The organism is Gallaecimonas kandeliae, from assembly GCF_030450055.1.
GTDB lineage: Bacteria > Pseudomonadota > Gammaproteobacteria > Enterobacterales > Gallaecimonadaceae > Gallaecimonas > Gallaecimonas kandeliae.
Window position 1 is genome coordinate 2760991 of sequence record NZ_CP118480.1, and the last position, 24598, is coordinate 2785588.

The following is a 24598-nucleotide window of genomic DNA, read 5'->3' on the forward strand; positions in this document are numbered from 1 at the left end:
CTTTTGTTATGTCCAGAGGAAGATGATGACCGGATTGACCCGCTACCCAAGCAACGACGCACTGGCACAACACCTGGCCGCCCTGCCCGACCTCAAGACCCTGTTCGCCCAGGATCCCAAGCGCGGCGAGCGTTTCAGCCTGGATGCCGCCGGCCTGACTCTGGATTACAGCAAGAACCACCTGACCGAAGAAACCCTGGCCCTGTTGGCCAAACTGGCCAGGGAAGCCCAATTGGACGAGAAGGTCGCCGCCATGTTTGCCGGCCAGCCCATCAACCACACCGAGGGCAGGGCCGTACTGCACACGGCACTGCGGGGCAGCGTCGCCGAAAGCGTATCTGTAGATGGCGCCAAGGTCCGGGACGAAGTCCAGGCCACCTTGGCGCGGATGGAAGCCTTCGTAGCCAGCCTCTTCAAGGGCGAGTGGCAAGGTTTTGGCGGTGAGGCCATCACAGACGTGGTCAGCATCGGTATCGGCGGCTCTTTCCTCGGCCCCAAGATCGTCACCGAAGCCCTGAAGCCCTACTGGCAGCACAAGGTCAATGTCCATTTCGTGGCCAACATCGACGGCGCCGCCTTGGGTGAGAAGCTGGCCAAGCTCAACCCCGGCACCACCCTCTTCATTACCGCCTCCAAGTCCTTCGGCACCCAGGAAACCCTGACCAACAGCGAAAGCGCCCGGGATTGGCTCAAGGCGGCCGGTGCCAGCTTCGCCGATCTGGCCAAGCATTTCGTGGCGGTCACCGCCAACGTGGCCAAGGCCGAGGCCTTCGGCATTCACGCCGACAACTGCTTCCCCATGTGGGATTGGGTCGGCGGCCGTTACTCGCTCTGGTCCGCCATAGGCCTGCCCATCGCCCTGGCCGTCGGCATGGACAACTTCCGTGCCCTGCTGGCCGGCGCCCATGAGATGGACAAGCACTTCCAGAGCGCCCCTTTTGCCGCCAACATGCCCAAGCTGCTGGCGCTGATCGGTATCTGCTACATCAACTACAAGGGCGCCACCTCCCATGCCCTGCTGCCCTATGACCATGGTTTGCGCGCCCTGCCCGGCTATGTACAGCAGCTGGACATGGAGTCCAACGGCAAGGGCTGCCACCAGGACGGCAGCGCCATCGATCACCTCACAGGCCCTGTTATCTGGGGCGCCGAGGGCACCAACGGCCAGCACGCCTTCCACCAGTTGCTGCACCAGGGCAAGCAGCTGATCCCGGCCGATTTCATCCTGCCTCTGGAAAGCCACTACAAGCTTGGTCGCCACCACGCCATGCTGGCCTCCAACTGCTTCGCCCAGAGCCAGGCCCTGATGCAGGGCAAGAGCCTGGCCGAGGCCAAAATGGAATTGGCCGGCCTGGACCAGGACGTCATCGACGCTCTGGCGCCTCACAAGGTGATGCCGGGCAACAGGCCCTCCAATACCCTGCTGATGGACAAGGTCAGCCCACAAACCTTGGGCGCCCTTATCGCTCTCTACGAACACAAGGTGCTGGTGCAGGGCATCCTCTGGGATCTCAACTCCTTCGATCAGTGGGGTGTGGAGCTGGGCAAGGTGCTGGGTAACGCCGTTTTGGCCAGGCTGGAAGACGCCGATCAGCCCCTGGATCTGGACGCTTCCACCAATGCGTTGGTGGCGCGCTATCGCCGTCATCAGAAGAACATCAACGCGTAACACCCTTGCAACAAAGATGTTTTATTTTCCAGCCTCGCGTGGTAATTAATTGTTCGACAACAATTCCTACAGCGGGGAGGTTCCATGGACGATATTCTGGATCTGCAATCTGTACTGGCCGGCGACAAACGCGACGGTAAAGGAAGAGGCGCGAAGAAGAGAAAGTGGCGTGAAATCGAGAACCTGAAAGACAGGTATCGCTTGAAGCGCGAACTCGAGGACATCGACTGGAACCACGATTACTCGCTGGAGACCCTGGAAATTTAAGAAAAGCCCGGCAAATGCCGGGCTTTTTTTCATTCTTCGGCTTCCTCGTTTAGCCGTTCCCACAAGGCCCTGTGATCGGCCCTGACTTCGGCCCCGAACAGGGGGTCCTTCTCGGCCTTTTCCTCCAGACGTGCCCTGACCTTTTGCCAGTCGGCCTCGGTCAGGCGCTCCTGCAGCACGGGGAATAGCTTTTCTTCTTCGAAGGCCAGGTGCGCCCTCTGCTCGCAGATGAACTCTTCCAAGGAGCGCAGCATCTCGTCATGGGGCACCACGGCATCCATCAGCACCATCTCCACCCGCTGGGCCAGGCACTGGGTGGCATCGTCCAGCTTGTGGTGCTGCTTGCTGATGGCCTCTTTGAGGTTGTCATCGTCCAAGGCCGCCAGCAACTCGTTTTCCTCGCTGTGGTGGACCCCGTCGACATAGTGGTGCAGGTAGTCCAGCACGGCTTTGAGCAGATCATACTGGACCTCCTGCTCAGCGCGGATCGCCGCCGCCTTGGCGTCCAGAAGTGCCAACAGGCGGCGAATACGGTGGTGGTCTTGACGCAACAGATCCAGCATAGGGGCTCCTCCTCGACTCAATTTTAAGGATAGACCCGGGCAGCTGGCCTTGTGTTCCGCTCAGCACTGCCAGTCGATGGGTTCCAGCCCCTGGCGCATCAGTATGGCGTTGGCCTGGGAGAAGTGCCGGCAGCCAAGAAACCCCCTATGGGCCGACAACGGCGAGGGGTGGGGGGCCGTCAGCACATGGTGGCGCTGGCGGTCGATGATGGCGCCTTTCTTCTGGGCATGGCTGCCCCAGAGCAGGAACACCAGCCCCTGGCGGTGCTCGTTGAGGCTGGCGATCACCTGGTCGGTAAAGGTCTCCCAGCCCCAGCCGGCATGGGAGTGAGCCTGGCCCTGGGCCACCGTCAGCACTGTATTGAGCAGCAGGACCCCTTGGCGGGCCCAGGCCTCCAGGTTGCCGTGGCCGGGGTGCTGGAAGCCGGAGATATCGCTGGCCAGTTCCTTGAACATGTTCTGCAGCGAAGGGGGTGGCGGCACTTCCCCTTTGACCGAAAAACACAGGCCATGGGCCTGGTCCGGACCGTGGTAGGGATCCTGGCCCAGGATCACCACCTTGACGTCACCGAATTCGGTGAAGCGGAAGGCATTGAACACCTCGTCCTTGGGGGGATAAATGACTTGGCCCGCGTCCCTGGCTGCCTGTACCCTGCTGATGACGGCCTGGAAGTAGGTTTTTTGTTTTTCGCCGCCCAAGATGTCGGCCCATTGTGTGGTCATGGAAACTGTCCTCGATCGCATTGGCGCCCATGCTGCCCAAGGCCAGTCGCAGGTGCAAGAAAAGGATGCCCATGGACCCCATCAGCCAGACCTTTACCGCCTACTGGCGCGACTTCCAGCACCTGACAGCCAAGGCCGGGGCCTGCTTCGCCGCCGGCGACTGGCTCGCCATGCAGCAGTTGGCCCTGGCCCGCTTCGAGCGCCACGATCAGGTAGTGGACGAACTGGCCGCCAGCCTCCATGGCAGCCTGCTGGACTGGCCTGCGCTAGAGGCCCGCTACTTCGCCGACCTGGCCGGCCACCCGGCCAGGGAGCTGGCCCTGACCTTCTTCAACTCTGTCCATGCCCGGCTGGCCGGCGATACCGCTCGCCCCTTCAGCGGCCGCGAATACGAGCCCCTGGGCAGGGCCCCTTACCTGCGCCTGCCCATGAAAGGGGAGCTGGCCGACACCCTGGCCTCGGTGCTGGCCTGCGCCAACCTGCCGCTCCCCTTGCGCTACCCCGGCAACACCGCCACCCAGTTGGCAGGGGCCCTGGCACCCGTGCTGGAGAGCCACGATTATCCGCTGCACCTGGATCTGCTGACCGAGCCCTTTTACCGCAACAAGGGCTGCTACCTGGTAGGAAGGCTCAACACCGACAACCTGGCCATTCCCTTTGCCATAGCCCTCTTGAACAGGGACGGCTACCTCAAGGCCGACGCCCTGCTCTACCGCCAGGAGCACCTGTCGGTGCTGTTCGGCTTCGCCCGTTCCGACTTCCTGGCCCTGAGCCCCATCCCCTCGGCACAGGTAGCCTTCCTCCATTCGCTGATGCCCAACAAGCCGCGCTCCGAACTCTACAACGCCCTCGGCTACTACAAGCACGGCAAGAGCCTGCTGGTCAGCGAACTGGAGGACGCCCTGGCCGAAGGCGGGCGCTTCAAACGGGCCCCCGGCATCGCCGGGTTGGTGATGATGGTGTTCACCCTGGAAGGCCAGGATCTGGTGTTCAAGGTGATCCGCGACCACTTCGGTGACTCCAAGACGGTGGATGCCGCCCAGGTCATAGCGCGCTACCACCTGGTGCAGCGCCACGACAGGGTCGGTCGCATGGCCGATACCCAGGAGTTCCTGGACCTGCGCCTGCCCCTGGCAAGGGTCGACGATGAGGTAGTGGCGGAGCTGCTGCAAAGCTGTTCCCAGCGGGCCTTTGTGGAAGGGGACTGGTTGCACCTCGGCCACTGCTTTACCGAGCGGCGCATGGAGCCCATGAACCTGGCCCTGCGCAGCAGGCCGGGCGAGCGTCGGGCGATACTGCGGGACTACGGCCAGGCCCTCAAGGAGATCGCCACCGCAGGCCTCTTCCCCGGCGACATGTTCTACAAGAACTTCGGGGTGACCCGCCACGGCCGGGTGATCTTCTACGACTATGACGAGCTCTGCCCCCTGGGCGAGCTCCACTTCAGGGCCATTCCCCGCTCGGGCTACGACCAGGACCAGTTGGCCAGCGGCTACAGCGCCGCGGCCGGCGACGTCTTTCCCGAGGAGTTCCGCCATTTTCTCTGCCTGGGCCAGGACGCCACCGAAGTTCTGGGCGGCGAATTTGCCGAGTTGTTCAGCCCCGATTTCTGGCTGACGGCCCAGCGCCAGGCCGTTGAGGGCCAACTGGGGGATTTCTTTCCCTACCCCCAATCCCTTCGCTTCTGAACCGGCCTTGCTGCTAGACTGGCCCTATAAAAACGCTATGAGACAATAAGATGCGCAAGTATCTGCTGATCGTCCTGGCCTTGGCCTGCGCCGCCGCCCAGGCCGGCGAGCCCAAGAACATCATACTGATGATCGGGGACGGCATGGGCCCGGCCTATACCACGGGTTACCGCTACTTCGCCGACGATCCCCTGACCCCCAAGGTGGAAAGCACCGTCTTCGACCAGATGCTGACCGGCATGTCCAGCACCTACCCCGACGAGCCCGACACCCTGGTCACCGACTCAGCCGCAGCCGCCACGGCCCTGGCCACAGGCCACAAGACCTACAATGGTGCCATCGCCGTCGACCGCCAGAAGGTGGCCTTGGCTTCCATCATGGAACTGGCCAAGCGCCTCGGCAAAAGCACCGGCATCGCCGTCACCTCGCAGATCAACCACGCCACCCCGGCCGCCTTCCTGGCCCACAACGAGAGCCGCTCCAACTACAACGCCATCGCCGACGCCTACTTCGACGACCGCGTCGGCGGCCAATTCAGGGCCGATGTGCTCTTCGGCGGCGGCGTCCAGTACTTCAAACGCCAGGACAGGGATCTGGTGGCCGAATTCCAGCAAAGCGGCTACCAGTACGTCACCGACGCCACCGGCCTCGCCGCCCTCACTAAGGGGCCGGCCTTGGGGCTCTTCGCCGACGTGGCCCTGCCGGCCGCCATCGACGACAGCCAGGGTCCGCGGCTGGTGGACATGACGGCCAAGGCCGCCACCCTGCTGGCCCAGAACCCCAAAGGCTTCGTGCTGATGGTGGAAGGCAGCCAGATCGACTGGGCCGGGCACGACAATGACGTGGTCACGGCCATGCACGAGGTGGACGATTTCGCCAAGGCGGTACGCTGGGCCAAGGACTTTGCCGACGGTAGGAACGACACCCTGGTGGTGGTGACGGCCGATCACAGCACCGGCGGGCTGACCCTGGGGGCGGGCGGCAAATACCAGTGGCGTGCCGACTTCCTGCGCAAGATCCCCCACTCACCCGGCGTCATCGCCAGCAAGCTGAACCAGGAAACCGAGCCGGAACAGGCCCTGCCTGCCCTGCTGGGCTTCCAGCCCACCAAGGACGAAGTGGAGAGACTGATGAAGGCCAAGGGCGACGGTGACGACGCCCTGGTCAAGGCCATCAAGCGCCTTATCGACAGGCGCAGCCTGACCGGCTGGACCACCTCTGGCCATACGGCGGTGGACGTGCCCCTCTATGCCGACGGTGCCGGCAGCGAGGCCTTCCGAGGCCTGCTGGACGACGCCGAGGTGGGCAGGCGCCTCATAGCCCTGCTGCAACCCGGCAGCCTGGGCTCAGCCAAGCTTGTTGAGGATAAAAAGCAGTAGTTTCAGATCCCGCTCCCCTGCCCGGCTGAGACTCTCCAAGGCCCACTGGGCGGGGATCTCTTCTTCCCCTATGGCCGCCTTGGCCAGCACCGCCTTGAGCCGCTCCCTGGCCGTGGTCATCAGGCCTTCAGCAATAGTGTCGTCGGCCGGCACCGATTCGAGGCCGCTCAAGGCATAGGCGTAGAGCATCACCGCCTGGCCCAGGTTCAAGGACGGATAAGGCTGGGCCAACGGCAGGTAAGAGCGCAGTTGGCAAAGGGCCAGCTCCTCGTTGGCGAGACCCGACTCCTCACAGCCAAAAACGATAGCCAGCCTGGCCACGGCCCCCTGCTGGGCCTTGGCCTGGACTGCCAGTTCGGCCGGGGTCAGGTACTGGTGCTTGCCGCTGCGGCTCCGGGCCGTGGTGCCCACCGCCAGGTCGCAGTCGGCCAGGGCCGAGGCCAGGTCGTCGAAGGCCGCTATGCCTTCCAGTACATCCTGGGCACCGTGGGCCACCCACTGGGCCTGGGGTTCCAAGTGAGCCTGGGAGCCCACCACCCGCAGTGCCGTGAAGCCCATGGTCTTGATGGCGCGGGCAGCAGCGCCGATATTCTCGGCCCTGGCCGGGCGCACCAGCACGAAACAGATCTCCATGGCGACTCCTCAAGAAAAAGGCCCACAAGCTTAATGATTTAGAGCGGTCTACACTAGAGTGGAATTTTGGCAGGAGGACGGCTTATGCACCTGAGCGACGATATTCACAACCTGGTCGAAGGCATGCTGCTGGACGAGCTCAACACCCATCCCCCCGAACTGCCCAGCCAGGAATGGGCCGATCTCTGCTGCCTGGTCCTGAACAAGGTGCCACCCCGTTATGTCCGCCACGACGTGGATGCCGTCTATTACATGTCAGACGACGAATGGGACCACATCCAGCGCAAGCTAAGGGCTGCCATCAAGGAATCCATCGAGTTCCTGCGCGGCCAGGATGCCCGTCACCCTGAGGAATGAAGGGCCTTGAGGCCCTTGTTGAGGATGGCCTGCCAACGGCGGCCTTCCTCTGAACGGCGGAAATTGAGGAAAAGTCCCTTGTCCGCCAGCAACTGGGGCCCCATGGTCAATTCATCCTTATGGGCTTTCAGTTTCTTGTCATGGCCCAGCCAATAGTCCAGGACGGCGCTGTCCACCACCACCCCATCCACGCGGCCAAAAACCAGCTTCAGGAGGTTCTGGCGGTCCGAGTCCGCAAGATCCACCTTCTGCAGGCCGGCCGCCACGGCGTCATCGAAGGCCGGGGTATTGACGTAGTCCCGCACCACCCCGATATGAAAGGCATAGAGATCAGACAATTGGCGCCAAAACAGGGGGCTGGCCTTGCGGTAGGCGATGCCCAGGGGCCCGTGGCCGACCCGATCAGAGACGTAGAACAGCTTGTCCCGCTTGGGGTCACTGTATTCTGGCCCGTAGGCGAGATAGCCTGTCCCCTGTTTGACCAGCAGCACTGTGCGCTGCCAGGGCAGGAAGGTCACTTCCAGCTGATGCCCCTGGGTCTTGAGGGCGGCCCGGACTGTACTGATGAAGGTCCCCTGGCCAGGCAACTCGGCGCCAGCGTAAGGCGGCCATTCCAGGCTGGCCATCTTCAGCACCTCGGCCATCACCAGGCTGGGCCAGAGCAGCAATAGGGCGATCAGGGCACGCATAGGGACACTCCAGGGATCTTGTCCCTAGCCTACCCCAGGACCAGAAGTAAATTAAGTGTTAATGACACGAGCGAGAGGCACAAAAAAACCTGCTTCGCAGGTTTGATTGTGGTGCCTAGGGCCGGACTCGAACCGGCACGGTTTTACCCGGCTGATTTTGAATCAGCTGCGTCTACCTATTTCGCCACCCAGGCAGGTGCAGCGCATTATACCCATTTGCCCTGGCCATGCAAGCCTTTGCCAGATGGCGAAATTTGCTACACTGGCCAGGACTTAGGCAGCGGAGCACCCCATGGCAGAGGCCTTCCCCCCCGCCCCCTTCTGGCGCCGTCTGACGGCCCTCTTGTACGACTACCTGGTCGGGGCCTCAGTCTTCGCTCTGGCCCATTTTGCCGGCTTCGCCGCCGTGCTGCTGGCCAGCCACTTCTACCCGCCCCTCACCGACGGTTACCCGGACCTGGCCAGCTTCCTCAATGCGAGCCTGCTCTACAAGGGCTACCTGCTGGCCTGCGTGCTGGGCTGCTTCCTCTGGTTCTGGACCCATGGCGGCCAGACCCTCGGCATGCGCGCCTGGCGCCTCAAACTCCAGAACGCCGACGGCACCCCGGTCCGCCTGGGCCAGGCCCTGGTGCGGGCCCTGACCGGCCTGCTGGGGCTGGGACTCTTGTGGATGCTGCTGAGGCCCAAGACACGACAGGCGCTACAGGATGGGCTCTCCGGCAGCCAGGTGGTGTTGCTGACAGTGGAGGCCAACCGCCTCAACCGCCTGCAGGGGATAGGATAAAGGCGCCGTCAGGCGCCTTTTTTGTCGGCCTGGTCAGGCCGGCTTTCTCAGCAGGTGTATCGACAGGCCCACGAAGATGAGCCCCGGCAGCAAGGCCCCCAATACCGGCGGTATCTGGTAGACCAGGCTCAGAGGGCCGAAGATCTCGCTGACCAGGAAGAAGCTGAACCCCGCCACTATCCCCATCAGGATGCGGGCGCCCATGGCCACGGAACGCAGCGGCCCGAAGATGGAAGAACAGGCCAGCAGCAACATCACCGCCAGGTTGAAAGGCGCCGACAACTTGCGCCAGAAGGCCAGCTGGTAACGGGAGCCGTCCTGCTTGTTGGCCTCGAGGTAGTCGATGTACTGGCTCAGGCCGTGCAAGGACAGGGACTCGGGGTTGATGGTCACCACCCCCAGCTTGTCCGGCGTCAGTTCGGACGGCATCGTCATCATGGGGCTGTGCTTGGTCTGGGTGTGGTCATCGAAGACCCGGGTCTCGCTGACCTGCTCCAACCGCCAGCTGCCCTTCTGCCAGGTGGCGTGGTCGGCATGGACCAGGCGCTTGAGCTCCAGGCCGTCAAATTCGTAGAGGGTGACGTCACCCAGTTCATTGGCCTCGATCAGCTGCTGGATGTGCACGAACCTGTGCCCGTCCCTGGCCCAGAGGCCGTTGGCGTCCGACATCAGGGTTCCCCCCGACATGGCCTGGGCCCGCATGTCGCGGGCGTAGCGCTCTGCCCCCGGCGCCACGAATTCGCCCAAGGCGACGATGAACACCATCAACAGCAGCATGGTCTTCATGGCCGAGAGGATGATGTCGAGCTTGGACATGCCGGAGGCCTGCATCACCGTCAACTCGCTGTTGCTGGCCAGCATGCCAAGGCCGATAAGGGCCCCCAACAGCACCCCCATGGGGAAGAAGGTGGTCAGATCCCGGGGCACAGAGAAGAGCACGAAGAGGGCCGCGTCCACAGTGTCATAGCTGCCGCGGCCCACGAACTTGAGCTGATCCAGGAACTTGATGAGGCCGGACAGCCCCAGCAGCACGGCCAGGCACAGGGAGATGGTGGTCAGGATCACCCGGCCTATGTAGAGGTCGATAATACGCATCATGCTCCCTTCCTCACCAGGCTGCGGATCTTGGCGCCGAAGGAACGGCCCTTGACGATCAGGGCCACGCCGATGAAAAGGGCGCTGCCGTGTATCCACCAGAGGCCAAGGGCCATGGGGATCTTGCCGTTTTCCAGGGATCTGTTACCCACCAGCAGCAGCATCAGGTAGCCAAGGAAGAGCCCCAGGGCCGGCAACAGCTTGGAAAACTTGCCCTGGCGCGGCCCTGTCTGGGCCATGGGTACGGCGATCAGCGCCAGCAGCACCATGGCGATGGGCATGGCCATACGCCAGTGCAACTCCGCCTTGGCGTCGCGGGAATCGTCCGCCAACAGCTTGGCCAGGGGCAGCGCCGCCAGCCGGCGCCGGCGCTTCTGCACTTCCTGGTCACCTATCTGCATCTTGTAACGGCCAAAACGCACTTCCTGCAGTGCTGCCTGGCCGGCCTGGCCTTCATAGCGGTAACCCTGGCTCAGCTCCAGGGTGTCGTTGCCCTTGTCGCTCTTGTTGACCTGGCCTCCCTTGGCCATCAGCACCGAGGTGGCCTGGCCGTCACCGGGCAACTGGGCCACGAACACCGAATCGAGTTGGTTGTCCTCGATGTTCTCCACGAACACCACCGCCTTGTTGTTGGCGGTGCGCTGGAAGCGCCCTTCCTGCAAGGCGGCCAGGCCGCTGCCGGCACTGGCCTTTTCCAGCAGCTGGTATTCCTGTTCCTGAGCCCAGGGACCGAACCAAAGGGTGATGCTGCCGGCGATGACCGAGAACAGCAACGCCACCACCAGGGTCACCCTGGCCACATACCATTCGGAGATGCCGCAGGCGTGGAAGACGGTCATTTCATGGTCGCCGTACATGCGGCTGTGGGCGAGGATAACGCCCATGAAGAGGCCCAAAGGCAGCACCATCACCAGCAGGGACGGCAGGTGCAGGCCGATGATCTGGGCCACCAGGGTGCCGGGGATATCGCCGTCGGCGGCGTCGGAGAGGACCGAGACGAATTCCCTGCTGACGAAGATGGCCATCAGCACCAGGGTCACGGCCAAAGTGGACTTGAATGCCTCACCGAAGAGGTAGCGGAAAACTATCAAGAGAATGCCCTGTTTTCACGAAAATTTGCCGTTTCATTAAAATCCGGCCGTTCTCCGGACCTAGCACTTGTTTTTGCAACTTTAAGTAGCTTTAATCGACCTATCAGGCCTTGTGACAAGTCCAGGCGGAAAAAATTTCAGGCGGTTTTGGGGCCGCTTACCCCATCTAATCAATTGCCTGCATTATCCACGAATCCGCCGCCCTTGTCTTTATGACTCAAAGGAGAGTGCATGGAATTCAGCGTAAAAAGTGGCAGCCCGGAAAAGCAGCGTAGCGCCTGCATCGTCGTCGGCGTCTACGAACCCCGCCGCCTGTCCCCGGTAGCCGAGCAACTGGACAAGATCAGCGACGGTTACATCTCCAACCTGCTGCGCCGCGGCGACCTTGAAGGAAAGGTAGGCCAGACCCTGCTGCTGCACCATGTTCCCGGCGTGCTGTCCGAGCGGGTCCTGCTGATCGGCTGCGGCAAGGAGCGTGAGCTGGACGAGCGCCAGTACCGCCAGATCATCCAAAAAACCATCGCCACCCTCAACGACACCGGCTCCATGGAAGCGGTCTGCTTCCTCACCGAGCTGCACGTCAAGGGCCGCGACACCTACTGGAAGGTGCGCCAGGCGGTGGAAGCCACAGACGCCGGCCTCTACAGCTTCACCCAGCTCAAATCCAAGAAGGAAGAGCCCCGCCGCCCGCTGCGCAAGCTGACCTTCAACGTGCCCACCCGCCGTGAGCTGGCCCTGGGCGAAAAGGCCATCCGCCACGGCCTCGGCGTCACCAAGGGCATGAACCTGTGCCGCAACGTGGCCAACATGCCGCCCAACATCTGCAACGCCGCCTACCTGGCCCAATCCGCCACCGAGCTGGCCGCAAACTTCAGCAAGCTCAGCATCGAAGTGGTGGGCGAAGCCCAGATGCAGGAACTGGGCATGACCTCCTACCTGGCGGTCGGCCGCGGCTCCGAAAACGAGTCCATGATGACCATCATGCGCTATAACGGCGCTGCTGACGCCAACGCCAAGCCCATAGTGCTGGTGGGCAAGGGCCTGACCTTCGATGCCGGCGGCATCTCCATCAAGCCTTCCGAAGGCATGGACGAGATGAAGTACGACATGGGCGGCGCCGCCGGCGTGTTGGGTACCATGGCGGCCCTGGCCGAACTGGACCTGCCCCTCAACGTCATCGGCGTGCTGGCCGGCTGTGAAAACATGCCCGACGGCAACGCCTACCGCCCCGGCGACATCCTCACCACCATGTCCGGCCAGACCGTCGAAGTGCTGAACACCGACGCCGAAGGCCGCCTGGTGCTGTGCGACGTGCTGACCTATGTCGAGCGCTTCGAGCCCGACTGCGTCATCGACGTGGCTACCCTCACCGGCGCCTGCGTCATCGCCCTCGGCAAGGTGGCTTCCGGCCTGCTGTCCACCCACAACCCCCTGGCCCACGAGCTGACCAACGCCGCCGACCAGTCCGGCGACAAGGCCTGGCGCCTGCCCCTGTACGACGAGTACCAGGAGATGCTGGACAGCCCCTTCGCGGACATGGCCAACATCGGTGGTCGCCCGGCCGGCACCATCACCGCCGCCGCCTTCCTGAGCCGCTTCACCAAGAAGTACAACTGGGCTCACCTGGACGTGGCCGGCACCGCCTGGAACTCCGGCAAGAACAAGGGTTCCACCGGCCGCCCCGTGCCGCTGTTGACCCAGTTCCTGCTCAACCGCGCCGGCGAGAAGCCCGAAGATTAAGCCGCTAAGGGCAACCACAAGGGCAGTGCAAACTGCCCTTTTTCCTTTTAACCGGGAGCCAACATGAACACTGTCACCTTCTGTTCCCTGACCGACGACGACCGGGTGGCCTTCGCCTGCGCCGTCGCCGCCAAGGCCTATGGCCAGCAGCAAGCTGTGCTGGTCTATTGCCAGGACAGGGCCCAGGCCGAGGCGGTGGACGAGGCCCTCTGGACCCGCGACCCCGCCTCCTTCATCCCCCACAACCTGGCGGACGAAGGCCCCAAGAGCGGCTCGCCCGTGGCCATCTTCTGGCCGGAGGCCGGCCAGCCCAGGGGCAGGGCGGTTTTAATCAATCTCCATGAAGCCATACCCCATGTTGCGGTACAATGCGGCCACATTTTTGAGGCAGTGCCAGCCAGCGAGCCGCTCAAGATAGCGGCCAGGGCGCGTTTTCGCGCCTACCAGCAACAGGGCGTCGCACCCAAGCACATGACGCTGGCGGACTTTTTGGCGCAATCCCACTGAGACAAGACATGGACAAGACATACAATCCTTCCGCCATCGAAGAGGCCCTCTACCAGGCCTGGGAAGAAAAGGGCTACTTCAAGCCGGCCGGCGACCAGGGCCAGGGCAGCTACTGCATCATGATCCCGCCGCCCAACGTCACCGGCAGCCTGCACATGGGTCATGCCTTCCAGCAGACCATCATGGACGCCCTGACCCGCTACCAGCGCATGCAGGGCAAGAATGCCCTCTGGCAGGTGGGCACCGACCACGCCGGTATCGCCACCCAGATGGTGGTGGAGCGCAAGCTGGCCGCCGAAGGCCAGCCGGATCGCCACGCCCTGGGCCGTGACGCCTTTATCGACAAGATCTGGGAATGGAAGGAAGAGTCCGGCGGCACCATCACCCGCCAGATGCGTCGCCTCGGCAACTCGGTGGACTGGGACCGCGAGCGCTTCACCATGGACGAAGGCCTGTCCAATGCCGTGCTGGAAGTCTTCGTGCGCCTTTATGAAGACGATCTCATCTACCGCGGCAAGCGCCTGGTGAACTGGGATCCCAAGCTCCACACCGCCATCTCCGACCTGGAAGTGGAGAACAGGGAGCAGAAGGGCCACATGTGGCAGCTGCGCTACCCGCTCGCCGACGGCGCCAAGACCCGGGACGGCAAGGATTATCTGGTGGTGGCCACCACCCGCCCCGAGACCATGCTCGGCGACACCGGCGTGGCCGTGAACCCCGACGATCCCCGCTACCAAGACCTGATTGGCAAGTTCATCGAGCTGCCCCTGGTGGGCCGCCGCATCCCCATCGTCGGTGACGAACACGCCGACATGGAAAAGGGCACCGGCTGTGTGAAGATCACCCCGGCCCACGACTTCAACGACTACGAAGTGGGCAAGCGCCACAACCTGCCCATGGTCAACATCCTGACTCTGGACGCCCATATCCGCAGCGTGGCCGAGTGCGTCAATTCCGACGGCACCGCCAACTCCGAGATGGATGGCAGCCTGCCGGCCGAATTCCAGGGCCTGGAGCGCTTCGCCGCCCGTAAGGCCATAGTCCAGAAATTCACCGAGCTGGGTCTCCTGGAGAAGATCGACGACCACACCTTGTCCGTGCCTTACGGCGACCGCGGTGGCGTTGTCATCGAGCCCATGCTCACCGACCAGTGGTACGTGCGGGTGGCCCCCTTGGCCAAGCCCGCCATCGAAGCGGTGGAAGACGGCCGCATCCAGTTCGTGCCCAAGCAGTACGAGAACATGTACTTCGCCTGGATGCGCGATATCCAGGACTGGTGTATCAGCCGCCAGCTGTGGTGGGGCCACCGTATCCCCGCCTGGTATGACGAGGCAGGCTCCGTCTATGTGGGCCGCACCGAAGAAGAAGTGCGCGCCAAGCACAACCTGGGCGCGGACGTCGTCCTCAAGCAGGACAACGACGTGCTGGACACCTGGTTCAGCTCGGCGCTCTGGACCTTCTCCACCCTGGGCTGGCCCGAGAAGGTCGAAGACCTCAAGGTCTTCCACCCCACCGACGTGCTGGTCACCGGCTTCGACATCATCTTCTTCTGGGTGGCGCGCATGATCATGATGACCATGCACTTCATCAAGAACGAAGACGGCAGCCCCCAGGTCCCCTTCAAGACCGTCTACGTCACCGGCCTTATCCGTGACGAGGAAGGCCAGAAGATGTCCAAATCTAAGGGCAACGTCATAGACCCCTTGGACATGATCGACGGCATCAGCCTGCCCGAGCTGCTCGAGAAGCGCACCGGCAACATGATGCAGCCGCAGCTGGCCGAGAAAATCGCCAAGCGCACCCAGGCCCAGTTCCCTGAGGGCATCGTCGCCCACGGCACCGACGCCCTGCGCTTCACCTTGGCGGCGCTGGCCAGCACTGGCCGTGACATCAACTGGGACATGCGCCGCCTGGAAGGCTACCGCAACTTCTGCAACAAGCTGTGGAACGCCAGCCGCTTCGTGCTGATGAACACCGAAGAGAAGGATTGCGGCTTTAACGGCGGCGAGCTGGAGCTGAGCCTGGCCGACCGCTGGATCCTCGGCCAGTTCCAGGAGACCGTCAAAGCGGTGCGCCACGCCATGGACAGCTACCGCTTCGACCAGGCCGCCAATTTCCTCTACGAGTTCACCTGGAACCAGTTCTGTGACTGGTACCTGGAGCTGACCAAGCCGGTACTGTTCAAAGGCAGCGAGGCCCAGCAGCGCGGCACCCGCCACACCCTGGTGACGGTGCTGGAAGCCCTGCTGCGCCTGATGCACCCCGTGATGCCCTTCATCACCGAGACCATCTGGCAGAGGGTCAAGCTGCTGGCCGGCATCGATGCCGACACCATCATGCTCCAGCCCTACCCGGAGTTCGACGAAGCGGCTGTGGACGCCACCGCCATGGCGGACCTGGAGTGGGTCAAGCAGTTCATCGTCGCCATCCGCAACGTGCGCGCCGAGATGGATATAGCCCCCTCCAAGCTGCTGGAAGTGCTGCTGGTCAACGTCAGTGAGACCGACCAGCGCCGCCTGGAAGAAAACCTGAGCTTCCTGACCAACATGGCCAAGCTCGAGTCCATCACCGTCGCCGACGGCGAACTGCCCCCCACCGTCACCCAACTGGTGGGCGCCATGGAAGTGCGTATTCCCATGGCCGGCCTTATCGACAAGGACGCCGAGCTGGCCCGCCTTGGCAAGCAGCTGGAGAAGGTGGTCCAGGAGCTGGGCCGGGTGGAAGCCAAGCTGGGCAACGAAGGTTTCGTGGCCAAGGCCCCGGAAGCGGTGATCGCCAAGGAACGTGAGCGGATGGCGGAATTGCAGGATACCCAGGCCAAACTCCAGGCCCAGTACGCCAGCATCGAGGCCCTCTAAGCAAATAAAGGCCCGGCCAGATTGACCGGGCCTTTTTCTTGGCCGCCAATAGTGGCTACAGTAATGACAGCATAACGATATTGAGGACTGCCGTGGCAAGCACGGATACCTTGCTTCAACACCTGCCCTGTCCCTTGGCCTGGCTGGCGCCCGACGGCGGCCTGCTGGGCTTCAACCAGGCTTTCGCCGAATTGCTGGGCGAGCCCCAGGCCTTCTTCGAGAGCGAGATGGGCACGGCCTGGCTGAGCCATTGCCGGGAGCTGCCCGCCGCCTGGCAGGAAAGCTTGCCGGGCAAGAGCCTGGTGCGGGTTCAGGCCAGCCAGTTGCCGGATGCCGGTCCCGTGCTGATCCATGTCCAGCCGGTGGTGGATCTGCACGGCTCTGTGCTGGATTTGCTGGCCCACCCTGTCTTCCTGCAATGCCCGGACGGCAGCCTGCTGGCCTGCAACCAGGGCTTTGCCGATTTCATAGGCAAGGCCAGGCAGGATCTCCTGGGGCAGGCGAAAGGCAAGCTCTTCGCCGCTAACTGGCAGCAGGGCCTGGACAACGGCCGCCAGGAACTGTTGGCCGGCACCGAAGGGCCATCCAGCAAGGTCACCAGCCCAGATGGCAAGCTGTGGTGGGTGCAGAAGCGGCTGCTCCGGCAAGGGAATATCCCCATCGCCATCATCAGCGAGATGTGGGACATGACCCGCCAGCTGCAGATGGAAGCCGAACTCAGCGCCGGCCAAGGCGACAAACTGACCGGCCTGCTGTCCCGTGACGAGTTCCTGCACCAGTTGGAAGAGCAGGTCAGGGTCGCCAACCGCATCAAGATGAAGCTGGGCTTGATCCTCCTGGATCTCAAGAACTTCCAACAGATCAACGACGACTTCGGGCAGCAAGTGGGGGACGCCCTGCTGCTGGCCGCAGGGCAACGCATCCACCAGACATTGCGGGAGACCGACATACTGGCCCGCCTCGACGGCGACCGCTTCGCCATACTGGCCGTGCACCTCAACAACAGCCAGGCCATGGCCCAGGTCCACCACAAGCTGGCCATGGCCTTCGAGCGCCCCTTCGAACTGGACGGCAAGCCGGTGCCCCTGAGCTTCAGGGCCGGGGTGGCCATCTATCCCGACGACACCGACGAAGCCGGTCCATTGTTCAACAACGCCGAGCTGGCCCTGCACCAGCTGAAGAAAGACGGTGGCGAGGTGCGCTTCTATGACGAGCGCATCGACGCCATGGTGCGGCTGACCCGGGAGCTGGGCAAGGATCTGCGCGGCGCCGCCGGGCGTGGCGAATTCATGCTGCGCTTCCAGCCCATCGTCAGCGCTTACGGCAACAAGCTGCTGGGGGTGGAAACCCTGGTGCGCTGGCAACACCCCAAGCATGGCACCCTGGTCCCCCAGGAGTTCATCTACATCGCCGAGCACGAGGGCCTGATCAACGAGCTGGGTGCCCATGTGCTGGATCTGCTCACCGAGCAGCTCAGGCGCTGGCTGGACTACGGCATCTATGACCTCTGCCTGACGGTGAACATCTCGCCCCAGCAGCTAAAGGGCCCGGAACTCTTCGAAAAGACCCGGCTGCTGTTGGCCGAGCTCGGCGGCACCGATCAATTCAGCCTGGAGCTGGAGTTGAACGAGGCCGCCATCCACAACGACGGCCAGCGCTATGCCCAGCAACTGCATGACCTCAAGAAGCTGGGGGTGCGGCTGTCCATCGACGAGTTCGGCTCCATCAACGGCGCCCTGAACAACCTCACCAAGCTGCCCATCGACACCATCAAGATAGACAGGCACTACGTCACCAAGCTGGGCCGGGACTTGGAGGCCCAGACCATGGTCAGGGCCATACTGCGCCTGGGCAAGGATCTTGGGATCCGCACCAGCGCCGTGGGGGTGGAGGAACTGGAGCAGCTCAACTTCCTGCGCGCCGAAAAGTGTGACCAGGTCCAGGGCTTTGCCGTTTCCGAACCCATGAGCGGCGAGGACTTCATCACCTGGTACCACAACTTCAATCTGGTCAGGGGCGGTATCCAACCTTGAAAAGGCGCCGGCAGGCGCCTTTTTATTGACCTAAGGCATCCAAGCCCCCTCTTCTAATTTGAGGCCTGATGCCTAAGATCCTGAACCGTAACTAAAATGTCACATAATCGTCATATTAGAACGCACTAAAGCCTTCACAATGTGCCCGCGTCGCACAGGCCAAGGACAGCCGCTCCCGGCCTGATGCCCCAGCGGTAACCTTATGAGGAGTATCAAGGCCCATGGCGTTCAAGCTGTCCGTCCTCACCTTGCCGTTCAGGCGCCTCTTTCGCCTGCAGCTCTCCATCACCCAGAAGGTGATGCTGGGTTTCCTGCTGCTGGTGCTCTGCCTGCTTGGCGGCAGCCTTACCACCCTCTTCTCCGGCTACCAGATCCGCAGCCAAATAGACAACATGACGGGCCGCACCACCCCCCTGGTGCTCCAGACCAGCAAGATCTCGGTGGTGCTGCTCAACGCCGACCGCCAATTGCGCAGCGTCCCCGGCAGCCAGGACAGCCACCCTGCCATCACCACCATGAACAACTTCACCGATCTGCAGGGTGACTTCGACCAGGCCCTGACCGAGCTCAAACGGCTGGCCCAGGGCTCCGAGGACCTGTTGTCCCTGATCGATCCCCTCAATACCCTGGATACGGACTACTTCGACCAGGGCAAGGAGCTGGGCAAGCAGCAGCTGGCACTGCTGGACACCCGCGACAAGATCAAGGCAATCCGCAGCCAGTGGCGTGCCCAACTCAGCCAGTTGCAGGCCAAGGAAGGCGCCGACAGCGCCGCCCTGGACAGCCTCGACAAGGCCACCCTGGCGCTGCTGGACGCCAGCGACAGCTTCGAACTGAGCAAGCTGGCCGGCGATCAGCAACAGGCCCTGGCCTCAGTCAACGATGACCCGCTCAAGGCCAGCAGCCAGCAGTTGGCCCAGCTCAAGGGCCGGCAGCTGGAGCTGGCCGATGCCGTGCAGCAGTTGGCGGAGCAGACCGTCAGCACCATCGACTACGCCACCGCCGTGCTGGGCACCGTCGACCAGACGGCCCACGACCGTATGGGCCAGGGCGCCGAGCACATAGGCCAGGCCCTGACCCTCAGCCGTTGGCTGTCCCTGGGCAGCCTCGGGATCTCCCTGCTGCTGGCGGCGGTGGTGGCCGTCAGCATCTACCGCAGCATCAAGAAGCCCTTGGCCGAACTGCTGGCGGTGCAACACGCCGCCGTCCAAGGCGACATGACCCGGGAAGTGGGCTACCGCAGCCACAACGAGTTCGGTCTGCTGTCCTCCAGCACCAACCAGCTGTTGGGTCATATCCGCCAGTTGCTGGAAGAGATCAGCCAAGGGGCCGGCCGACTGACCTCAGTAGTGGAGACCAACCGCGAACAGTCCACCGCCACCCACCAGGCATTGAACCAGCAGCGCCAGCAGACCCAGCAGGTCAATGTCGCCATGGGCGAAATGGAAAAGGCGGTACAGGAGGTGGCCCAGAGCGCCGCCCAGACCCTGACCCGCATCCAGGACATGGCAAAGGCGGTGGCCTCGGGCCAACAGCGCATGAGCGCCAATATCGACGCCACCCAGGCCCTGGCCGACAAGCTGGAGAGCTCAGGCAAGGCCATAGACGAGGTGGAGGACTACTCCATGCGCATCGGCGGTGTGCTGGACGTCATCCAGGGCGTGGCGGAGCAGACCAACCTGCTGGCCCTCAACGCCGCCATAGAGGCGGCCAGGGCCGGTGAACATGGCCGCGGCTTCGCGGTGGTGGCCAGCGAGGTACGCAACCTGGCCCAGCAGACGGCGGAATCGGCCAAGACCATCCACCAGATGATCGACAACCTGCAGCGCAGCACCCAGGGCGCCGTCAAGCTGGTGGCCGAGTGCCGCCAGGAGATGGACAGGGGCCTGGAGCAGAGCGCCAAGGCGGCGGACGCCATGGGCGAGGTGCAGGGCATGTTGCGGGAAGTGAGCGGTAACTCGGAGCAGATCGCCACCGCCGCCGCCCAGCAGCAGGCCACCACAGAAGACATCGCCAGGAGCCTGGTGCAGATCGCCGAGATCACCGAGCACAATCACCAGGGGGTCTCGGCCTTCACCGAGTCGAGCCGCCAGATGGAATCCCTGGTGCAGGCCCAGGATCAGCTGCTGCGCCGCTTCCAGCGCTGAGGATATTAAGCACCAAGGCGATGGCCTGGGGGTTGCGGTAAGAGTCGTGGTGCCCCTCGACGATCAGCTCCGGGGCATAGTCCTGGTGGGCACTTTGGTATTTCACAACGCCATCGTCACTGCAATGGGCCGCAACGCTATAGCAGCCCGGCACCTGGTTACCCAACACCGACCAGGCCCTGATCCCCTGCGCCGGGTGCATCTCGGCCAAGGCCTTGATCAGCGGATGATCGGCCCTTAGCACCTCGATACTCGACGGCCGCCTGCCCTGCAAATAGGGCCGCATCTGCGGTTTCACCAGGCCTTGGTACTGGTCGACGAAGGAAAAGGCCGACGACAGCCGCTTGGGCAGGGACACGAAAAAGGCGGCGATACGGGCCAGCAGGGAGCGCGATAACGGTGCCCCCCTGTGAGGCGTATCCATGAACACCACCTTGTCCACCTCGGGTACATGCTGGAAATGGAAGATCCGCCTGGCCCCCTCCACCTTCTCCCCCAGTTGCTGGCGCATCTGGGGGTAGCTCTTGATGAAAGTGGCGTTCCACAGCACCTCCCCCGAGTCGGTGGCCAAGGCCTTGGCGATAATGCCGCCCAGGCTGTGCCCGACCAGGGTGATGTGGGGATGCAGCCCCTGGGCATGGAAAGGCGCCAGCCTTTCCTCCAGCAGTCGGCGGACTCGGTCGCTGTTGTAAAGAGGCGGTCCTCCCGTCTCGTAGAAGAGATGCCAGATCTGGTAGCGGGCCACCAGTCCCGGGTCACGCAGTATGGCCAGGCTCAGCTCCCGCCAGATCAGGGGGCTGGAATCCAGGCCATGGAGCATCAGCACTATGTCCTTGTGCAGATCCAAGGGTTGCAGCTGGTAGATGCCGAAGCTCTTGGTGTCATCGGCGTTGAACAACCCCGGGTTCTCATAACGCCCTATGTAGGCCACCGACAGCAGGGCCTGGTAGGGCATGGCGTAGTCCAGGCGCAGCGGCTGCCCATCCAGGCGGTAGCCGGCCGGCAGGCCATAGAGGAAGAGGGGTTTGACCACCAGGGACTGACTGTGGATCTCGGTCACGAAGGTAAGGGGTTCGAAAAGCCCTTCGAAGGGATAGAAAGGTTCCGTCTTGGGGTTACGCGGCCGGTAGTGGTAGCCGGAGACGCCGAGGGCCTTGCCGTCTACCATGGTGTCCTTGGGCACCACCAGGGCGCTGCAGGGCCCGCCGCAGGCGAAACTGGCCCCTTGGCAGGCCTTGTTGCCATGCTCATAGAGGCACTGGCCCAACAGCTCCCGTAGCAGTTGGTTGTAGAGGCGGAGATCCTGGCCGGGCTCTGCTCCCAGTAGAGCCAAGGCCATCCAGTTGGCCCTGCCCTTGTCCTGCTCTGCCAGCCACCCCAGGCCCTGGGCCTGCTCCTGCCAGAGCGCCAGCTCCCGGTTCTGGCGCTCTTTTGTGATGGAACAGGCCGCCAGCAGCAGCGTCAGCAACAACAGCAGTGAACGCATCCTCATTTCCCCGGCATGTCTCTACTCAACTGTAGTTCGCCGGTCCCGGTTGGCGCTTTGGCCCCCCTTGTACTAAAGATCCTCAGCAGGGTATCGCTGGCTTGGGATGCCCTTTTAGATCCGATGCTTAGGGGCCGCCCCGACTGCCACTGCATGGACCCTCCCCTGCCGCAAAGGAGTTGCAACCATGGTCAATGCCAGCCTCGCCAACCAGGTCGAACAGCTCACCGCCATCATCAACGCCGTGCCCACCGCCGTCATAGTAGTGGCGCCGGGCGGCACCATGACCCTGGTCAACCACCAGGCGCAGCAGCTGTTCGGCTACGGCAGCGAAGAGCTGCTGGGCCAATCGGTGGACATGCTGCTGCCACAGCGCTATCGCCAGGCTCATCCGGCCCTGCGGGACAGCTTCCAAACCCAGCCCAGTGCCAGGCCCATGGGGGCGGGCCGGGATCTCTTCGGCCTGCGCAAGGACGGCACCGAGTTTCCCGTGGAGATAGGCCTGACCCCGCTGGAAACGGAAGAAGGTACCCTGGTGGTCAGTTCCATCAATGACATCTCGGAACGCAAGCGCTTGGAAAGGCGTTTTCGCGCCACCATAGAGTCGGCCCCCACCGCCATGGTGATGATCGACGCCCAGGGCACCATGGTGCTGATCAACAAGGAGCTGGAACGCTTGTTCGGATACCAAAGGGACGAGCTGTTGCATCACAAGGTGGAGATGTTGCTGCCGCCCCGCTACCAGGCCGAGCACCCCTCGTTGCGGAGCGGTTTCTTTGCCGCTCCCCAGGCCAGGCGCATGGGGGTCGGACGGGATCTCTTCGCCCAGCACAAGGACGGAGAAGAGTTCCCGGTGGAGATAGGCCTCAGCCCGGTGCAGACGGACGAAGGCACCTTCGTGCTGGCGGCCATAGTCGACATCACAGAGCGCAAACAGATCCAGGACGCGGTCAAGGAAAGCGAAGAAAACTTCCGGCTGATGGTGGAAGGCATCCAGGACTACGCCCTCTTCATGTTGGACCCAAAAGGGCGGGTGGCCAGCTGGAACTCGGGCGCCCACCGCCTCAAAGGCTACGATGAGGCCGAGATACTGGGCCGGCATTTCTCCTGTTTTTATACCCCCGAGGACATCCAGGCCGGCAAGCCGCAAAAGGAACTGGAAATAGCCAAGACCCAGGGCCGCTGTGAGGAAGAGAGCTGGCGGATCCGCAAGGACGGCAGCCGCTTCTGGGCCAACGTCATCATCAGTGCCCTGCGCGACAAGCAGGGCAAACTGCGCGGCTTTGCCAAGGTCACCCGCGACTTCACCGAACGCAAGCGCCTGGAAAGCCTTTTCCGCGCCACAGTCGAATCGGCGCCCATCGCCATGGTGATGATAGGCGGCGATGGGGCCATCCAACTGGTCAACGCCGAGACGGAAAGGTTGTTCGGCTACCAGCGGGCGGAGCTGCTGGACAAGCCCATAGAGCAGTTGCTCCCGGAGCGTTATCGCCCTGGCCATCCGGCCATGCGCACCGGCTTCTTCGCCACCCCCCAGGCCAGGCGCATGGGGGGTGGTCGGGATCTCTTCGCCCTGCGTAAGGACGGCAGCGAATTCCCGGTGGAGATCGGCCTCAACCCGGTAAGTACCGAAGCGGGCACCCTGGTGTTGGCAGCCATAGTGGATCTCACCGAACGCAAGCGCACCGCCGACGCCACCTTGCAACAACTCAACGACGAGCTGGGTCGCAGCAATGTGGAGCTGCAGCGCTTCGCCTACGTGGCCTCCCATGACCTGCAGACCCCGCTGCGCAACGTCGCCAGTTTCGTGGAGCTGCTGAACGCCACCTATGGCCAACTACTGGACGACCAGGGCAAGGACTGGATACGGCGCATCACCCAGTCGGTCAAACAGCAACAGTTGCTGGTCAAGGATCTGCTGGAGTTTTCCAGGGTCAATGCCCAGTCCCATCCCTTCGAGCGATTGCCGGCACGGCAGCTGGTGGATATCGCCGTCACCCTGCTGGAATCCTCGTTGCGCGAATCCCACGCCGAGATCCAATGTGGGGAATTGCCCGATGTCACAGGGGACAGGTCCCAACTGGTGCAGCTCCTGGCCAACCTCATCGGCAATGCCATCAAGTATCGGAGCGACGCTCCGCCCCTGGTGCAGATCAGCGCCAGCCACCAGGACGGGGAATGGTGCTTCGCCATCAAGGACAACGGCATCGGCATGGAGCAGCGCTACCTGGAACGGATCTTCGAGATCTTCGAACGCCTGCATGACCAACGCGCCTACCCGGGCAGCGGTATTGGCCTGGCCATCTGTCGCCGGGTCATACAACGCCACGGTGGCCGCATCTGGGTGGAGTCCAGCCCAGGCCAGGGCAGTACCTTCTACTTCACCCTTCCAGAACAACCAGAGGACAAGGCATGAACGACATGTTAAACCGCGGACGGCCAGCAGAGATCCTGCTGGTGGAAGACAACGACAACGACGTAGAGCTGACCAAGATAGGCTTCCAGCGCACCCGCCTGGCGGTCAACCTGCACCATGTGCCGGACGGCGAAGAATGCATGGCTTTCCTGCGCCGCCAGGGCCAGTATGCCGAAGTCCCGACCCCGGACCTGATACTGCTGGATCTCAACATGCCACGCATGAACGGCCGGGAGGTGCTGCAAGCCATCAGCGAAGATCCCGAACTGCGCCACCTGCCGGTGGTGGTGCTCACCACCTCCGATGCCGAAAAGGACGTCTTGACCTCCTACCGGTTGCGCTGCAGTTCCTACATCGTCAAGCCGGTGGATTTCGAAAACTTCGCCAAGGTGGTGCAGTCCCTCACCGACTACTGGTTCACCCTGGTGGTGCTGCCGCCGGGCAAAGGGCAATGATGAGCGAGGAAAAGCCGG

General features: G+C 63.1%; 20 protein-coding genes and 1 tRNA gene. 13 read left to right on the forward strand and 8 right to left on the reverse strand.

Going from position 1 to position 24598, the window contains the following annotated elements; all coding sequences use genetic code 11:
- Positions 1 to 25 precede the first annotated feature (25 nt).
- Both pgi and PVT67_RS13710 read left to right on the forward strand, forming a co-directional pair.
- Complete coding sequence (gene pgi / locus PVT67_RS13705; RefSeq protein ID WP_301494419.1) at positions 26 to 1669, forward strand: glucose-6-phosphate isomerase; 1644 nt, start codon at positions 26 to 28, stop codon at positions 1667 to 1669.
- Between the two features lie 84 nt (positions 1670 to 1753).
- Positions 1754 to 1936 carry a DUF3545 family protein gene (locus tag PVT67_RS13710; protein ID WP_301494421.1) on the forward strand — a complete coding sequence of 61 codons (183 nt, stop codon included), beginning with the start codon at positions 1754 to 1756 and terminating at the stop codon, positions 1934 to 1936.
- 29 nt (positions 1937 to 1965) lie between these two features.
- On the opposite strand, the gene PVT67_RS13715 is transcribed toward PVT67_RS13710, so the two are convergent.
- The gene (locus PVT67_RS13715; protein ID WP_301494424.1) at positions 1966 to 2499 is read right to left on the reverse strand and encodes a hemerythrin domain-containing protein; all 534 of its coding nucleotides are present in this window, start codon (positions 2497 to 2499) and stop codon (positions 1966 to 1968) included.
- Between the two features lie 60 nt (positions 2500 to 2559).
- A complete protein-coding gene (gene ung / locus PVT67_RS13720; RefSeq protein ID WP_301494426.1) occupies positions 2560 to 3222 on the reverse strand; it encodes a uracil-DNA glycosylase in 663 nt (220 codons plus the stop codon).
- Positions 3223 to 3293: 71 nt separating this feature from the next.
- Between ung and aceK the strand changes: the two genes are divergently transcribed.
- Both aceK and PVT67_RS13730 read left to right on the forward strand, forming a co-directional pair.
- Positions 3294 to 4910 carry a bifunctional isocitrate dehydrogenase kinase/phosphatase gene (gene aceK / locus PVT67_RS13725; RefSeq protein ID WP_301494428.1) on the forward strand — a complete coding sequence of 539 codons (1617 nt, stop codon included), beginning with the start codon at positions 3294 to 3296 and terminating at the stop codon, positions 4908 to 4910.
- 50 nt (positions 4911 to 4960) lie between these two features.
- The gene (locus tag PVT67_RS13730; protein WP_301494430.1) at positions 4961 to 6289 is read left to right on the forward strand and encodes an alkaline phosphatase; all 1329 of its coding nucleotides are present in this window, start codon (positions 4961 to 4963) and stop codon (positions 6287 to 6289) included.
- Here the strand turns inward: PVT67_RS13730 and PVT67_RS13735 are convergent.
- A complete protein-coding gene (locus PVT67_RS13735; RefSeq protein ID WP_301494433.1) occupies positions 6257 to 6922 on the reverse strand; it encodes a tRNA/rRNA methyltransferase in 666 nt (221 codons plus the stop codon). The two genes, PVT67_RS13730 and PVT67_RS13735, sit on opposite strands and share 33 nt — an antisense overlap.
- 84 nt (positions 6923 to 7006) lie before the next feature.
- On the opposite strand from PVT67_RS13735, the gene PVT67_RS13740 reads away from it, so the two are divergent.
- Complete coding sequence (locus PVT67_RS13740; protein WP_301494434.1) at positions 7007 to 7279, forward strand: late competence development ComFB family protein; 273 nt, start codon at positions 7007 to 7009, stop codon at positions 7277 to 7279.
- Here the strand turns inward: PVT67_RS13740 and PVT67_RS13745 are convergent.
- A complete protein-coding gene (locus PVT67_RS13745) occupies positions 7264 to 7968 on the reverse strand; it encodes a substrate-binding periplasmic protein (protein WP_301494436.1) in 705 nt (234 codons plus the stop codon). The two genes, PVT67_RS13740 and PVT67_RS13745, sit on opposite strands and share 16 nt — an antisense overlap.
- Before the next feature lie 109 nt (positions 7969 to 8077).
- Positions 8078 to 8162: transfer RNA gene (locus PVT67_RS13750), tRNA-Leu, on the reverse strand.
- Between the two features lie 98 nt (positions 8163 to 8260).
- Here PVT67_RS13750 and PVT67_RS13755 point away from each other — a divergent pair.
- A complete protein-coding gene (locus PVT67_RS13755) occupies positions 8261 to 8752 on the forward strand; it encodes an RDD family protein (RefSeq protein ID WP_301494438.1) in 492 nt (163 codons plus the stop codon).
- Positions 8753 to 8785: 33 nt separating this feature from the next.
- Here the strand turns inward: PVT67_RS13755 and lptG are convergent, their stop codons facing one another.
- Positions 8786 to 9850 (reverse strand): LPS export ABC transporter permease LptG, encoded by a 1065-nt coding sequence (gene lptG, locus PVT67_RS13760; protein WP_336407755.1) that lies wholly within the window; start codon positions 9848 to 9850, stop codon positions 8786 to 8788.
- Positions 9847 to 10938, reverse strand: a complete 1092-nt coding sequence (lptF, locus tag PVT67_RS13765) for an LPS export ABC transporter permease LptF (RefSeq protein ID WP_301494441.1) — start codon at positions 10936 to 10938, stop codon at positions 9847 to 9849. Before lptF ends, lptG begins: the two co-directional genes overlap by 4 nt.
- A 231-nt stretch (positions 10939 to 11169) precedes the next feature.
- Here lptF and pepA point away from each other — a divergent pair, with 231 nt between their 5' ends.
- The 5 genes from pepA (at position 11170) to PVT67_RS13790 (ending at position 20223) form a co-directional block, all read left to right on the forward strand.
- A complete protein-coding gene (pepA, locus tag PVT67_RS13770; RefSeq protein ID WP_301494443.1) occupies positions 11170 to 12678 on the forward strand; it encodes a leucyl aminopeptidase in 1509 nt (502 codons plus the stop codon).
- 63 nt (positions 12679 to 12741) lie between these two features.
- Positions 12742 to 13185 carry a DNA polymerase III subunit chi gene (locus PVT67_RS13775; protein ID WP_301494445.1) on the forward strand — a complete coding sequence of 148 codons (444 nt, stop codon included), beginning with the start codon at positions 12742 to 12744 and terminating at the stop codon, positions 13183 to 13185.
- Between the two features lie 8 nt (positions 13186 to 13193).
- Complete coding sequence (locus PVT67_RS13780; RefSeq protein WP_301494447.1) at positions 13194 to 16043, forward strand: valine--tRNA ligase; 2850 nt, start codon at positions 13194 to 13196, stop codon at positions 16041 to 16043.
- 92 nt (positions 16044 to 16135) lie between these two features.
- On the forward strand, positions 16136 to 18076 hold the full coding sequence (locus PVT67_RS13785; RefSeq protein ID WP_301494449.1) for a putative bifunctional diguanylate cyclase/phosphodiesterase: 1941 nt from the start codon (positions 16136 to 16138) through the stop codon (positions 18074 to 18076).
- Positions 18077 to 18297: 221 nt separating this feature from the next.
- Positions 18298 to 20223 carry a methyl-accepting chemotaxis protein gene (locus tag PVT67_RS13790; protein ID WP_301494451.1) on the forward strand — a complete coding sequence of 642 codons (1926 nt, stop codon included), beginning with the start codon at positions 18298 to 18300 and terminating at the stop codon, positions 20221 to 20223.
- Here the strand turns inward: PVT67_RS13790 and PVT67_RS13795 are convergent.
- Complete coding sequence (locus tag PVT67_RS13795) at positions 20150 to 21709, reverse strand: esterase/lipase family protein (RefSeq protein WP_301494453.1); 1560 nt, start codon at positions 21707 to 21709, stop codon at positions 20150 to 20152. The two genes, PVT67_RS13790 and PVT67_RS13795, sit on opposite strands and share 74 nt — an antisense overlap.
- 187 nt (positions 21710 to 21896) lie before the next feature.
- Between PVT67_RS13795 and PVT67_RS13800 the strand changes: the two genes are divergently transcribed.
- Positions 21897 to 24125 (forward strand): PAS domain S-box protein, encoded by a 2229-nt coding sequence (locus tag PVT67_RS13800; protein ID WP_301494455.1) that lies wholly within the window; start codon positions 21897 to 21899, stop codon positions 24123 to 24125.
- Positions 24122 to 24580, forward strand: a complete 459-nt coding sequence (locus PVT67_RS13805; protein ID WP_301494457.1) for a response regulator — start codon at positions 24122 to 24124, stop codon at positions 24578 to 24580. Before PVT67_RS13800 ends, PVT67_RS13805 begins: the two co-directional genes overlap by 4 nt.
- Positions 24581 to 24598: the final 18 nt, after the last annotated feature.

Excerpts from the sequence above, each read along its gene's own strand:
- PVT67_RS13710 (WP_301494421.1), top strand. The coding sequence starts at position 1,754 with ATGGACGATATTCTGGATCTGCAATCTGTACTGGCCGGCGACAAACGC.
- pepA (WP_301494443.1), top strand. The coding sequence starts at position 11,170 with ATGGAATTCAGCGTAAAAAGTGGCAGCCCGGAAAAGCAGCGTAGCGCC.
- lptG (WP_336407755.1), bottom strand. The coding sequence starts at position 9,850 with ATGATGCGTATTATCGACCTCTACATAGGCCGGGTGATCCTGACCACC.
- ung (WP_301494426.1), bottom strand. The coding sequence starts at position 3,222 with ATGACCACACAATGGGCCGACATCTTGGGCGGCGAAAAACAAAAAACC.
- PVT67_RS13780 (WP_301494447.1), top strand. The coding sequence starts at position 13,194 with ATGGACAAGACATACAATCCTTCCGCCATCGAAGAGGCCCTCTACCAG.
- PVT67_RS13740 (WP_301494434.1), top strand. The coding sequence starts at position 7,007 with ATGCACCTGAGCGACGATATTCACAACCTGGTCGAAGGCATGCTGCTG.
- PVT67_RS13735 (WP_301494433.1), bottom strand. The coding sequence starts at position 6,922 with ATGGAGATCTGTTTCGTGCTGGTGCGCCCGGCCAGGGCCGAGAATATC.
- PVT67_RS13800 (WP_301494455.1), top strand. The coding sequence starts at position 21,897 with ATGGTCAATGCCAGCCTCGCCAACCAGGTCGAACAGCTCACCGCCATC.
- PVT67_RS13775 (WP_301494445.1), top strand. The coding sequence starts at position 12,742 with ATGAACACTGTCACCTTCTGTTCCCTGACCGACGACGACCGGGTGGCC.
- pgi (WP_301494419.1), top strand. The coding sequence starts at position 26 with ATGACCGGATTGACCCGCTACCCAAGCAACGACGCACTGGCACAACAC.
- PVT67_RS13745 (WP_301494436.1), bottom strand. The coding sequence starts at position 7,968 with ATGCGTGCCCTGATCGCCCTATTGCTGCTCTGGCCCAGCCTGGTGATG.
- PVT67_RS13795 (WP_301494453.1), bottom strand. The coding sequence starts at position 21,709 with ATGCGTTCACTGCTGTTGTTGCTGACGCTGCTGCTGGCGGCCTGTTCC.
- PVT67_RS13805 (WP_301494457.1), top strand. The coding sequence starts at position 24,122 with ATGAACGACATGTTAAACCGCGGACGGCCAGCAGAGATCCTGCTGGTG.
- PVT67_RS13755 (WP_301494438.1), top strand. The coding sequence starts at position 8,261 with ATGGCAGAGGCCTTCCCCCCCGCCCCCTTCTGGCGCCGTCTGACGGCC.
- PVT67_RS13790 (WP_301494451.1), top strand. The coding sequence starts at position 18,298 with ATGGCGTTCAAGCTGTCCGTCCTCACCTTGCCGTTCAGGCGCCTCTTT.
- PVT67_RS13730 (WP_301494430.1), top strand. The coding sequence starts at position 4,961 with ATGCGCAAGTATCTGCTGATCGTCCTGGCCTTGGCCTGCGCCGCCGCC.
- PVT67_RS13715 (WP_301494424.1), bottom strand. The coding sequence starts at position 2,499 with ATGCTGGATCTGTTGCGTCAAGACCACCACCGTATTCGCCGCCTGTTG.
- aceK (WP_301494428.1), top strand. The coding sequence starts at position 3,294 with ATGGACCCCATCAGCCAGACCTTTACCGCCTACTGGCGCGACTTCCAG.